This window comes from Demequina iriomotensis, from assembly GCF_000971395.1.
Lineage (GTDB): Bacteria > Actinomycetota > Actinomycetes > Actinomycetales > Demequinaceae > Demequina > Demequina iriomotensis.
Genome location: NZ_BBME01000010.1, coordinates 83,821 through 96,009, shown reverse-complemented (window position 1 = coordinate 96,009; position 12,189 = coordinate 83,821). Strand labels below are relative to the sequence as shown.

The window sequence follows — 12,189 nt, the reverse complement described above, 5'->3', positions numbered from 1 at the left end:
ACATGACGGCGACCGCGGCCCGACCCGACAGCACCGTCAACGCCTGGCGCTCCCCGCTCACCTCGTACTATCTGCTCGCGGCGGCCACCGGCATCCTCGTGCTCGTGGGCCTCGCGGTGGTGCTGTCGAGCTCCTCGATCACCTCGATCCGCACGGCGTCCGGCAACGCCTACGCCGGCTTCATCACGCAGCTCATCGCGCTGACGGTGGGGCTCGCGGCGCTCGTGGTCGGCTCGCGCCTGCCGGTCAGGGCGTGGCGGCACCTCGCGCCGTGGATCCTCTACGGCTCAATGGTGCTGCTCGGGCTGGTGCTCGCGACCGGCGAGGCGTCCGGAGGCAACCAGGCGTGGATCCGGGTCGGCGGCTTCAGCCTGCAGCCGTCCGAGATCGCGAAGCTGGGCCTCGCGCTGTACCTCGGAGCGGTGCTGAGCCGCTTCCGCGACAGGCTCACGCATCCCCGGCACATCCTCATGCCGGGCGGCCTCATGGCGGGCGCCGTGCTCATGCTCGTGCTGCTCGGGCGCGACATGGGGACCGCGATGATCCTCATGGTCGTGGTCGCCGTGGCGTTCTGGGTCGCGGGCGTGCCCGCGCGCTTCTTCGGGCTCGCCGGCATCGGCGTCGGCGTGCTGATCCTCATGCTCGTCAACTCGGGCGAGACGCGCATGGCGCGCATCCTCCAGTGGGCGGGCGACTCGTGCGTCGACGTGCAGGAGTGCTGGCAGCAGACGCACGGCACGTGGGCGCTCGCGTCCGGCGGGCTGTGGGGCCTGGGCCCCGGCATGAGCCGCGAGAAGTGGGGCTACCTGCCCGCCGCCGACAACGACTACATCTTCGCGATCATCGGCGAGGAGTTCGGGCTGCTGGGCACGCTCCTCATCCTCGGCGCCTACGCGATGATCCTCATCGCCGTGACGCGCGTCGTCACCCGCTCCACCGATCGGTTCGTGCAGATCTCCGGCGCCGCGATCGGCGCGTGGATCATCGTGCAGGCATGCGTCAACATCGCGGTCGTGCTCGAGCTCGCCCCGGTGACGGGCGTGCCGCTTCCCCTCGTCTCCTCCGGAGGTTCGTCGCTCATCATGTCGCTCGCCGCTGTCGGGGTGCTCATGGCCTTCGCACGTCAGGAGCCGGGGGCGCCCGAGGCCTTCGCCGCGCGCACCTCGGTGGTGCGCCGCTCGCTCGCCGTGCTGTCCCGGGGGCGCCGCCGTGGCTAGCCTCCTGCTCGCCGGCGGGGGCACCGCCGGTCACGTGAACCCGCTGCTCGCGTGCAGCCACGCGCTGCTCGAGCGCGGTCATGACGTCGCCGCCGTGGGCACCCCCGACGGGCTCGAGGCGGACCTGGTGCCGCGTGCCGGGCTGGACCTCATCGAGATCGAGAAGGTCCCGTTCCCACGCCGGCCCGATGGCGCCGCGCTGCGCTTCCCCGCGCGGCTGCGCGCCGCGATCAAGGCGTCGGAGGCGGCGATCGACCGCGTCGGGGCCGATGCCGTGGTCGGGTTCGGCGGATATGTCTCGACTCCGGTGTACCTCGCGGCACGCCGTCGGAGGCTCCCCATCATCGTCCACGAGGCGAACGCGAAGCCGGGCATCGCGAACCGGCTCGGCGCGCGCCTCACGTCCCACGTCGCGGTGACGTTCCCGGGCACCCCGCTGCCGCATGCGACCGTGACGGGCCTGCCGCTGCGGCCCGAGCTCGAGGCGCTCGCGGCCCGGCTCTCCGATCCCGTGACACGCGCGCAGGCGGCCTTCGACGCGAAGCAGGAGCGCGGCTGGGCGGCCGATGCGCCGGTGCTGCTGGTGTTCGGCGGCTCGCTCGGGGCCGCGAGCCTCAACGCGGCTCTCGCCGAGGCCGTCGGCACGCTGGTGACGCGGGGCATCCACGTCATCCACCTCACCGGACGCGGCAAGACCGACGAGGCCTACCGGGCGCAGGCGGATCTGCCCGCATCGCAGCGCGGCATGTACGCCGTGTCCGAGTACGCGCACGACATGGCGGCGGCCTTCGCCGCCGCGGGAGCCGTGGTGTGCCGCTCGGGTGCCGCCACCGTGTGCGAGATCGGTGCGCTCGGCATCCCCGCGCTCTACGTCCCGCTGCCCCACGGCAACGGCGAGCAGGCGCTCAACGCCGCCGCCGCGGTCGCTGCCGGCGCCGCGACCGTGGTGGGCGACGCGGACCTCACGCCCGCGCTCCTCACCCATCACGCCGAGCGGATGCTGCTCGACCCCGAGGCCGGACCTCGCATGATCGAGGCGGCGCGCGGCATCGGCATCGCGGACGGCGCGGCACGCCTGGTCGCGCTCGTGGAGGCGGCGCTGTGAGCGAACGGATCCACTTCATCGGCGTCGGGGGCTCGGGCATGTCCGCCGTCGCCCGGCTCATCGCGGCGCGCGGGTACGCGGTGAGCGGCACCAACCTCACCGAGACGGCGTACTTCCAGGCCTTGCGGGACGCCGGGATGGATGTGCAGCTCGGGCACGATGCGGTGCTCGTCGACGGCGCGGCCGCCGTGGTGGTCTCGACCGCGGTGCGCGAGACCAACGTCGAGCTCGCGCGGGCGCGGGAACTCGGCATCCCGGTGTGGCACCGGTCGGAGGCGCTCGTGCGCGCGCTCGAGGGTCAGCGCCTCGTCGCCGTCGCCGGCTCCCACGGCAAGACCACCACGTCCGCGATGGTGGCGCACGCGCTGCACGCCAGCGGCGTGGACGCGGGCTTCGCCGTGGGCGCGCGCGTGTTCGGGATCGAGGGCGCGGTCGCGGGCGGCTACGCCGGCACGGCGGGCGTGTCGGTCCTCGAGGCCGACGAGTCGGACGGGTCCTTCCTCCGCTACCGCCCCGAGGTGTCGATCCTGCTCAACATCGAGCCCGACCACCTCGACTTCCACGGGACGGTGGAGAACCTCCACCGCGCCTTCGCGGACTTCGCCGCGCAGTCGCGCACCGTCATCGCGTGCGTGGACGATGCGGTGGTGCGCGGCCTCGTCGACGCGGCGCGCGCCGCCGGCGCCCACGTGATCACCTACGGCACGGCGGATGCCGACGCCGTGGTCGGGCCCGAGGGCATCACGCGAAACGGGGTCACCCTGCCCCTCACGGTGTCGGCGCCCGGCGCGCACAACCGCCTCAACGCGACGGCCGCGTGGCTCGCTGCCGTCGAGATGGGTGCGGACCCGGCGTCCGCGGCTGCCTCGTTCGCGACGTTCGGCGGGACCGGGCGGCGCTATCAGCTGCGCGGCGAGGCGGCAGGCGTGCGCGTGATCGACGACTACGCCCACCATCCGACCGAGGTCGCTGCGCTGCTCGCCGCGGCGCGCGACGGGGGAGCGGGCCGGATGGTCGTGCTGTTCCAGCCGGCGCTGTTCTCGCGCACCCGCGATCACGCCGCGAACTTCGGGCGCGCGCTCTCGGTCGAGGACGCCGCCGTGGTGCTTGCGCCCGTCTTCGGCGACCGCGAGGACCCGATCCCCGGCGTGTCGTCGGAGTTGATCGCGGCGCATGCCTCGATGCCCGCGGGCTCGACGCTGACGCTCGCCGCGGATCTCGAGGAGGCGGCGAGGCTTGCGGCCGATGCGGCGCGCCCCGGGGACACGGTCTTCACCGTCGGCTCGGGCACGGTCACGCTCGCGGCGGACTGGATCCTCGCGCGGCTCGCGGAGCGGGACGCGGATGGCTGAGGTCCGCCGGCCGCCGCGCCCGGCCGCGCGGCGCGAGCAGCGCCCTCCCGTGCCGCAGCGCCCGGCCCCGCAGCGGCCGCGCAGCGCGGGCGTGGCCACGGGCTCGGCGCCGCGCGTGCCGACCGTCCGCGCCGAGGCGGAGTCGGAGGAGGTCGCGCAGCCGTGGCGACGCGATCCCGCCCGAGCCCGCGCGGCGAGGGCGTCCGAGCAGTCCGTTCCCTCCGCGGTCGCGTCGATGGGGGGTCGGCTGCGGCGCGGAGCCGTACGCGGCACCGGCGCCGCGGCTGATCAGCTGGGCAACGTCACGCTGCGCCTGCAGGCGCGTCTCAAGGAGCGCGCGGCCGCGCAGCGGCGCCTCTCGGCGATCGTGTGGGCCCGCCGCGCGGGATACGTCGCGGTCGCCGCGCTGCTCGGTTGGGTGGTGCTCGCCTCGCCCGTGCTCGCGCTCGACCCCGCCCAGGTGGAGGTGACGGGCTACGGCACGGTGGTCGCGGCGGACGACGTCGCGGCCGTGGTCGACACTCACGAGGGCCAGTCGCTCGCCACGCTCGCATCGTCGCGCCTCGCCGACGAGCTCCGGGAGGTGCCCGGCGTGCGCGACGCGTCCGTCGAGCGCGTGTGGCCCCGCGGTCTCCTCATCACCCTCGAGTCCCGCGAGCCGGTCGCGGCGGTGCCCAGCGCGGACGGCGGCTACGACCTGCTCGACGCCGAGGCCACCCGGGTCGGCCACGCCGCGAGCACCCCCGACCGGCTGCCCGTCGTGGCAGTGCCGGTGGGCGAGGGAAATCAGCGCATCCTCGACTCGGTGCTCGGCGTGGTCAACGAGCTCCCCATCAAGCTGCGCAACCGGGTCCAGGACGTCAGCGCGACCACCGAGGACACGGTGACCTTCGTGCTGCGCGACGGCCCCGAGGTCAAGTGGGGGAGCGCCGAGGACTCGGCGCTCAAGGCGAAGGTCCTCCAGGTGCTGCTCAAGTCGGCCGAGGCGAAGGACGCGGTCGAGATCGACGTGTCCGCTCCCACGCTGCCGACCGTCACCTCGGCGTGAACGACGCGCGCCGATAATTCTTCGGACACGCGCGTGTCCTGAGTCCGATTCGCACGGTGCGCCCGTACCTTCGACCTTGAACGACTTGACATAACTATAACTCTCAAGTTGAGGGTTAAGGTTGAAGGGACAGGCACATGGCCGCACCGCAGAACTACATCACGCACATCAAGGTCGTCGGCGTGGGCGGCGGCGGCGTGAACGCCGTGAACCGCATGATCGACGTCGGCCTCAAGGGTGCCGAGTTCATCGCGATCAACACCGACGCGCAGGCGCTCCTCATGTCCGACGCGGACGTGAAGCTCGACATCGGCCGCGAGCTCACGCGCGGCCTCGGCGCCGGCGCCGATCCCGAGGTCGGGCGCAAGGCCGCCGAGGACCACGAGGACGAGATCGCCGACGCGCTGCGCGGCGCCGACATGGTTTTCGTCACCGCGGGCGAGGGCGGCGGCACCGGCACCGGCGGCGCGCCCGTGGTCGCCCGCATCGCCCGCTCGCTCGGCGCGCTCACCGTCGGCGTGGTGACCCGCCCGTTCGGCTTCGAGGGCCGCCGCCGCGCGGACCAGGCCGAGAACGGCATCGCGAACCTCCGCCAGGAGGTCGACACCCTCATCGTCATCCCGAACGACCGCCTCCTCGACATCTCGGACGCGCAGCTGAGCGTGCTGGGCGCGTTCGCGGCCGCGGACCAGGTGCTCCAGGGCGGCGTCCAGGGCATCACCGACCTCATCACCACGCCCGGCCTCATCAACGTCGACTTCAACGACGTGAAGTCCGTCATGCAGGGCGCGGGCACGGCGCTCATGGGCGTCGCCAGCGCGCGCGGCGAGACCCGCGCGCTCGAGGCCGCCGAGGGCGCGATCGCGTCGCCGCTGCTCGAGGCGTCGATCGAGGGCGCGCACGGCGTGCTGCTGTCCATCGCGGGCGGCTCGAACCTCGGCATCAAGGAGGTCGAGACTGCGGCGCGCCTGGTCCGCGAGGCCGCGCACCCCGAGGCGAACATCATCTTCGGCACCGTCATCGACGACTCGCTGGGCGACGAGCTCCGGATCACGGTGATCGCGGCCGGCTTCGACGGCGGCGCCCCGACGCACCGCGCCCATGCGGGCGCGCTGGGCGCGATCGAGTCCGCACCCGCGCCCAAGGCCGAGGAGCTCGAGCCGATCGACGCGCCGGTCGAGGCCGATGTGCTGCCGCCCGCGCCGGTCGCGGTCGAGCCCGCGCCGGCGACGGACGCGATCCCCGCGGCGCCGTCCCGGCCGGCGGCGGACACGCTCGACGTGCCCGAGTTCCTCCGGTAGGAGGCGGTGCTCGACGCCGGGCTGCCGGTTCGCGCGTTCTTCACCGCTCGGGCGGGCGGCGCCTCGGCGCTACCGTACGGGACCCTCAACGTCGCCACGCATGTGGGCGACGCCCCGGAGGCGGTCGCGCGCAACCGCGCGGCCGTCTCCGTCCTCGCGGGGGCGCCCGTGTCGTTCCTCAACGCGGAGCACGGCATCCGCGTGGCCGAGGTGACGCGACCGGGGGAGGAGCCCGCCGTCGCCGACGTGCTGGTGACGCGCACCCCGGGCGTGGCGCTCGGCGCGATCGCGGCCGACTGCATGCCCATCCTCATGCACGATGCCGTGACGGGCGCCGTCGCGGCGATCCACTCGGGTCGCGAGGGGGTGCGCAGGGGCGCGGTGGACGCGGCGGTCGCCGCGCTGCTCGACATGCGGACCCCGCAGCAGAGGCGGCGGCGCGACGGGCTCGCGGCGAGCATCGGCCCCGCCATCTGCGGCCGGTGCTACGAGGTGCCGGCCGCCATGCGCGAGGAGGTCGCGCATCGTCACCCCACGGCCCGGTCGGCGACCGGTGCGGGCACCCCCGCGCTCGACCTGCCGCGGGCCGCCGAGACCCGGCTCGGAGAGCTCGGCTTCGCGGCGGTGGTTCGCCACCGCGTGTGCACCTACGAGGACGAGCGCTACTTCTCCCACCGCCGCGACGGCGTGACGGGCCGTCATGCCGGGGTGATCGTCTGCGGCGTGTCGGTCCGCTGACCTTGACGTGAGGCGCTCTACCGTGAAGTCGACATTCCGCACCACCACCAGGGGGTCATGATGAGCGCATTGCGCAAGGCGATCCAGTACCTCGGCTTCGACGTCAACGAGCAGGAGGAGTACGACTACGCCGAGCCCGAGCTCGCGCCCGTGACCCACCTGCACGACGTGTCCGAGGTGAAGCAGGCGCACGGCGCCAAGTCCGGCTCCGCGAAGGCCTCGCGCGCCGTGCACGAGCCGCAGGGCGCGCCCGCGCAGGACCTGCGCCGCATCCAGACGATCAAGCCGCGCACGTACAACGACGCGCGCCTTATCGGCGAGGCCTTCCGTCAGGGCGTGCCCGTCATCATGAACCTCACCGAGATGTCGGACGCCGACGCGAAGCGCCTGGTCGACTTCTCGGCCGGCCTGTCCTTCGGGCTCTACGGGTCGATCGAGCGCGTCACCACCTCGGTGTTCCTGCTGTCGCCCGCGCATGTCGAGATCGGCATCGACGAGGAGCCGCAGCAGGACCAGGCCTTTTACAACCAGGCCTGACCCTCCGGTAGGCTCGCCGGGTGGCATTCATCCTGGGCGCGGTGCAGTTCGTCCTCTTCCTCTTCATGCTGGCGCTCTTCGCGCGGATCATCATCAGCTTCGTGATGGTGTTCGCGCACGACTGGCGCCCGGCCGGCCCGGCGCTCGTCGCGGTCGAGGGGGTGCTGACGGTGACGGACCCGCCGATCAAGGCGGTGCGGCGCGTGGTGCCGCCGCTCACGCTCGGCCAGGTGCGCATCGACCTCGCGTTCCTCATCGTGTTCATCGCGGTGTCGATCCTGCAGCAGGTCCTGGGCAGCATCATCCGCGCGCTCTGACGCGCGTTCTCAAGTGCGTGCCGATACACATGTCGGTACAGTGACGAAATACCCGTTCGGCCGGGTGAACCGGCCCTGATCAGGCAGAGGTGGAAGTCGACATGGCATTGCTCACCGCCGAGGACGTTCTCAACAAGGCCTTCTCCAAGACCAAGTACCGCGAGGGCTTCGACCAGGACGAGGTCGACGACTTCCTTGACGAGGTCGCCGCCACCATCTCCCAGCTCACCGCCGAGCGCGACGAGCTCGCCGCGAAGGTGGAGGCGGGCGGCGGCGCGGCCCCCGCGCCCGCGGCCGAGCCGAGCACCGACGCGGGCCTGCTGCAGGCCGCGACCGACCCCAACCCGCCGACGCCGACCGGCATGCTCGCGATGGCGCAGAAGCTCCACGACGAGTACGTCGCCGCGGGCGAGGAGGAGAAGGAGCGACTCGTCGAGGAGGGCAAGGCCAAGGCCGAGTCCATCGTCGAGCGCGCCGAGACCGACGCCGCGGCCCGCATGGACGAGCTCAACTCGGAGCGCTCGCTCCTCGAGACCAAGATCGACGACCTTCGCCGCTTCGAGCGCGACTACCGCGCCCGCCTCAAGAGCTACCTCAGCAACCTGCTCGGCGACCTCGACCACGCCGAGGGCACGGCGCCCGCGCCCGTCGCCACCTACGTGGGCGAGGACGAGCTGTCCGAGGACGTCGCCCCGGAGCCCGAGGCCGCCGTCGAGGAGGACTTCGCCGCCGAGGAGGAGGCCGAGACCGACGCCCCCGCGGACGACGAGTCGGACGATGCGGCCGAGCCCGAGCAGCCTCAGGGCTTCGCGCCGATCACGGGTGTGACCCCGAAGGTCGCCGAGGCTCCGTACCAGCCGCAGTCGACCCAGTTCGGCACGCCGTACACGCCCCAGAACCCCTGGAACCCGGCTGCCGAGGGCGACGACGAGCAGCGCTGACCTAAACGGACAAAGCGGGGCGCCGCGCCGATGGGCGCGGCGCTTTGCTATGTCGCCCGCGGGGGACTACCCTCCTTTCACCAGGCAGAGACGAGGACGATCATGAGCAGCACCGATGTGACCATCGTGGTGGTGGACCCCGCCGAGCTGAAGCCGGCGGACGCCAAGCAGCTTCCCGTGCGCGAGGGCGACGACGCCTGGAAGATCGCGGACCTCCGGCAGATCGTCGAGGTGCTCAACGCCGACGTCGAGCGGCTCGTCACCGAGCTGGGCGTCACCGAGCACGAGCTGGACGACCTGCTTCACACGTCCGAGGGCGCGGGCGACGACCAGGCCGATGCGGGATCGACCGCCCTCGAGCGCGAGCAGGAGATGTCGATCGTCAACAACACCCGCGACATGCTCGAGCAGAGCGTCGACGCGCTGCGCCGCATCAAGAACGGGCGCTACGGCGCGTGCCAGTCGTGCGGGCAGGGGATCGGCCGGGCGCGCCTCATGGCGTTCCCGCGCGCGAACCTGTGCGTGACGTGCAAGCAGCGCGAGGAGCGCCGTTGACCTGGAGGCCTGCCTTCTGGCTGTGCGCCGCGGGTGTGGTGGTCGCGGATCAGGCGACCAAGGTGTGGGCGCTGCGCGCCCTCACGCCCGGTGACAAGCACGAGCTGCTCGGGAACCTGCTGTCGATCCAGCTGGTCCGCAACTCCGGTGCCGCGTTCAGCCTGGGTCACCAGTCGACGTGGATCCTCACCATCGTCGCGCTGCTGGTGACCGCGGGCATCGTGTTCTACGCACGCCGAGCGCAGGCGACCTGGTCCGCGGTGGTCTTCGGCATCGCTCTCGGCGGCGCCGTGGGCAACCTCATCGACCGCCTGTTCCGCGAGCCGTCGTTCGGCCAAGGACATGTGGTCGACATGATCAACTACGGCGACCAGTTCATCGGCAACGTCGCGGACATCGCGATCGTCGGCGCGGCGATCGCCCTGGTGATCGCCGGGCTCCTGTCCAAGCCGGTGCTCGCACCCGCCGAGGGCGAGCAGGGCGACGATGCGCCGGACGCCCAGCCGCATCCCGACGGGGCGGACCCGCGTGGCTGACACGCGCTACCTGCCGGTCCCCGACGCGCTGGTCGGGGAGCGGGCCGATGCCGCGCTCGCGCGCATGCTGGGGATGTCGCGCACCAAGGTGGCCGACATCCTCGACGGCGGCGGCGTCTCGCTGGACGGTCGCACCGTCGGACGCTCCGATCGCCTGGCCGACGGCATCCTCGCGGTGGACCTGCCCGACGAGCGCGCTGCCGCGCCCGAGCCCGCGATCCCCGGCGGGCTGACGGTGGCGTACGAGGACGACGACATCGTCGTCGTCGACAAGCCCATCGGCGTCGCCGCCCATCCCTCGCCGGGGTGGACCGGGCCGTCGGTGGTGGGCGCGCTGGCCTCGGCCGGCTACCGTTTGTCGACCATGGGTCCGGCCGAGCGCCAGGGCATCGTCCATCGCCTCGACGTCGGCACCTCGGGCCTCATGGTGGTCGCGCGCTCCGACGCGGCGTACCCCGTGCTCAAGCGCGCCTTCAAGGAGCGCACGGTCGAGAAGATCTATCACGCCGTCGCGCAGGGGCACCTGGACCCGACCGCCGGCACCATCGACGCGCCCATCGGCCGCCACCCGAGCTCGGACTGGAAGTTCGCGGTGGTCGAGGGCGGCAAGCCATCGGTCACCCACTACGAGGTGCTGGAGATGTTCCCGAGCGCCTCGCTCGTGGAGATCCACCTCGAGACGGGCCGCACCCACCAGATCCGCGTGCACATGACGGCGATGCGCCACCCGCTCGCCGGCGACCTCACCTACGGTGCGGATCCGGTCCTCGCGAAGCGGCTCGGGCTGACGCGGCAGTGGCTGCATGCGCACGAGCTCGCCTTCGAGCACCCGGTCCGCGGCGGCGAGGTCCGGGTGACGTCGCAGTACCCCGAGGACCTCGCGACGGCGCTCGCGCGGCTGCGCGGCTGATGCGGGTGGTGGAGGTCCGCACACCGGACCAGCTCGAGGACGCGATGCGGGTGCGCTTCGCCGTGTTCGTCGACGAGCAGGGCGTGTCGGCCGACATGGAGCGCGACGCCCAGGACGACGACCCGCGCACCGTCCACGTCGTCGCGTACGCGGACGACGGCACGGCGCTGGGCACGGGACGCCTGCTCGCGCCTCATACGGACGACTTCCATGCCGACCACGGCGCCATGGATCCGGCGAACCCGCACATCGGCCGGCTCGCGGTGTCGGAGGCGGCGCGGGGCACCGGTGCGGGACGCGCGCTCATGCTGGCGCTCGAGTCCGCCGCGCTCGCGCGCTTCGGCGCGGACGGCCGCGTGCGGGTCGAGCTCAGCGCGCAGGACCAGGCGATGCCGTTCTACGCGCGGCTCGGCTACGTCGCGCACGGCGAGGGCTACCTCGACGAGGGCATCCCGCATCACGACGCCTACAAGGACCTCACCGCCCCCTCCCCCCGCTGACACTTTCAACGGAGTTGGTCCCGGTTGGGCGGCGTGTCGCGGCCCGTGACCGCTCACAACCCGGGGTGTCGCGGCGAGATCCGTTGGCAGTGTCCGGGTGGGTTGGCAGTGTCCGGGTGGGAGGGCGGTGGCCACGTGGGCGCGGCGGGCCTCAGTCCTCTAACGGGCCGTCGAGGAGCGCGAGGCTGGCCGTGGTGATCTGCTCGCGGGCCGCATCGTCGGAGATGGCCGGCGTGCCGTCGCCGGGCTGGGACCCGTAGGCGCCGAACTGAGCATGCGAGCCGCCCTCGACCACCCAGAAGAGCGCATCGTCCGGCAGGTTCTCGCGCGAGGCGTCGATGTCCGCGGGCGTCGCGAGGCCGTCCTCGGAGCCCGAGATCGACAGCACCGCGCCCGGAAAGCCCGAGATGTCGCCGGCGGGGTACGAGCCGTACAGGAGCAGCCCCGCGGGCGCGGCCTGGTCCGTCGGATAGGCCGTGTCCGCCTCGATCGCGGCGACCGTGCCGCCGAGCGAGTGGCCGCCGACCACCCAGGAGCCGGCGCCCGGCACGGCGTCCTTCGCCTGCTCGTAGCCGCCCATCGCGAGGAACGCGATCCCGAGCGGCTGCTTGGTGATGACCACGGGGTGGCCCGCCTCCGCGAGGGGGCGGAGCACGGCCGCGTACGCGCGCGCATCCACGCGCGCGCCCGGCTGGAACGCGAGCGCGACGTCGCTCGCTTCTCCCGTGGGCTCCATGACGATCCGGGTCGCGGTCTCCGTGACCGTCACCGCATCGTCCGACGCCATGGCCGTGAGGGCGGGCTCGGTCGCGGTGAAGGGTCGGAGCCACGCGAGCAGCGCGACCCAGGCCACGCCGCCGAGGACGCCCGCGACCCGCAGCACCAGGAGGCCCGCGCCGCCCGCGCGCCGGGCGTGCCGCCAGCGCCAGAGGGTGAGCGCCGCGAGCACGACCGTCAGGCCGAGCAGGATCGCGTAGGCGGGATGCCCGTGGACCACGCCACCCCACGCGATGATCGCGAGCAGCAGGGCGACGGCCAGCGCGAGCATCGCGACGCCGCGGATGCTCCACGCCTCCCACGCGGGCGAGGTGCGGGGGGCGTCGGAGGTCGAGGGCTCGGTCATGGCAGGAAC

The 12,189-nt window shown here is 73.1% G+C and carries 14 protein-coding genes; 13 read left to right on the top strand and 1 reads right to left on the bottom strand.

Features of this window, described 5'->3' with window-relative positions:
- The first annotated feature begins 2 nt into the window (after positions 1-2).
- The 13 genes from AOM09_RS03930 to AOM09_RS03870 all read left to right on the top strand — a co-directional run bounded on the left by AOM09_RS03930 (position 3) and on the right by AOM09_RS03870 (position 11,057).
- Positions 3-1,217, top strand: a complete 1,215-nt coding sequence (locus tag AOM09_RS03930; RefSeq protein ID WP_062384695.1) for an FtsW/RodA/SpoVE family cell cycle protein — start codon at positions 3-5, stop codon at positions 1,215-1,217.
- Positions 1,210-2,322 (top strand): UDP-N-acetylglucosamine--N-acetylmuramyl-(pentapeptide) pyrophosphoryl-undecaprenol N-acetylglucosamine transferase, encoded by a 1,113-nt coding sequence (locus AOM09_RS03925; RefSeq protein ID WP_228375052.1) that lies wholly within the window; start codon positions 1,210-1,212, stop codon positions 2,320-2,322. Before AOM09_RS03930 ends, AOM09_RS03925 begins: the two co-directional genes overlap by 8 nt.
- Positions 2,319-3,674 (top strand): UDP-N-acetylmuramate--L-alanine ligase, encoded by a 1,356-nt coding sequence (gene murC / locus AOM09_RS03920; protein WP_062384692.1) that lies wholly within the window; start codon positions 2,319-2,321, stop codon positions 3,672-3,674. The genes AOM09_RS03925 and murC overlap by 4 nt, the downstream gene beginning before the upstream one ends.
- Positions 3,667-4,722 carry a cell division protein FtsQ/DivIB gene (locus AOM09_RS03915; protein WP_062384689.1) on the top strand — a complete coding sequence of 352 codons (1,056 nt, stop codon included), beginning with the start codon at positions 3,667-3,669 and terminating at the stop codon, positions 4,720-4,722. Before murC ends, AOM09_RS03915 begins: the two co-directional genes overlap by 8 nt.
- A gap of 137 nt (positions 4,723-4,859) precedes the next feature.
- The gene (ftsZ, locus tag AOM09_RS03910; protein WP_062384686.1) at positions 4,860-6,023 is read left to right on the top strand and encodes a cell division protein FtsZ; all 1,164 of its coding nucleotides are present in this window, start codon (positions 4,860-4,862) and stop codon (positions 6,021-6,023) included.
- A gap of 6 nt (positions 6,024-6,029) precedes the next feature.
- Positions 6,030-6,761: a purine nucleoside phosphorylase YfiH/LACC1 family protein gene (locus tag AOM09_RS03905; RefSeq protein ID WP_062384683.1), complete on the top strand. Its 732-nt coding sequence runs from the start codon at positions 6,030-6,032 to the stop codon at positions 6,759-6,761.
- Between the two features lie 60 nt (positions 6,762-6,821).
- The gene (locus AOM09_RS03900) at positions 6,822-7,298 is read left to right on the top strand and encodes a cell division protein SepF (protein WP_369346016.1); all 477 of its coding nucleotides are present in this window, start codon (positions 6,822-6,824) and stop codon (positions 7,296-7,298) included.
- A 20-nt stretch (positions 7,299-7,318) separates the two neighbouring features.
- Positions 7,319-7,615, top strand: coding sequence for a YggT family protein (locus tag AOM09_RS03895; protein ID WP_062384677.1), 297 nt, complete (start codon positions 7,319-7,321; stop codon positions 7,613-7,615).
- Between the two features lie 101 nt (positions 7,616-7,716).
- On the top strand, positions 7,717-8,556 hold the full coding sequence (locus tag AOM09_RS14835) for a DivIVA domain-containing protein (RefSeq protein WP_082098819.1): 840 nt from the start codon (positions 7,717-7,719) through the stop codon (positions 8,554-8,556).
- Between the two features lie 102 nt (positions 8,557-8,658).
- Entirely contained in the window at positions 8,659-9,111 is a 453-nt protein-coding gene (locus tag AOM09_RS03885) for a TraR/DksA family transcriptional regulator (RefSeq protein WP_082098818.1), read from the top strand.
- Complete coding sequence (lspA, locus tag AOM09_RS03880; RefSeq protein WP_082098817.1) at positions 9,108-9,647, top strand: signal peptidase II; 540 nt, start codon at positions 9,108-9,110, stop codon at positions 9,645-9,647. The genes AOM09_RS03885 and lspA overlap by 4 nt, the downstream gene beginning before the upstream one ends.
- The gene (locus tag AOM09_RS03875; protein ID WP_062385231.1) at positions 9,640-10,557 is read left to right on the top strand and encodes an RluA family pseudouridine synthase; all 918 of its coding nucleotides are present in this window, start codon (positions 9,640-9,642) and stop codon (positions 10,555-10,557) included. Before lspA ends, AOM09_RS03875 begins: the two co-directional genes overlap by 8 nt.
- A complete protein-coding gene (locus tag AOM09_RS03870; protein ID WP_062384674.1) occupies positions 10,557-11,057 on the top strand; it encodes a GNAT family N-acetyltransferase in 501 nt (166 codons plus the stop codon). The genes AOM09_RS03875 and AOM09_RS03870 overlap by 1 nt, the downstream gene beginning before the upstream one ends.
- Before the next feature lie 151 nt (positions 11,058-11,208).
- Here the strand turns inward: AOM09_RS03870 and AOM09_RS03865 are convergent, their stop codons facing one another.
- Positions 11,209-12,180 (bottom strand): alpha/beta hydrolase, encoded by a 972-nt coding sequence (locus tag AOM09_RS03865; RefSeq protein WP_062384671.1) that lies wholly within the window; start codon positions 12,178-12,180, stop codon positions 11,209-11,211.
- Positions 12,181-12,189: the final 9 nt, after the last annotated feature.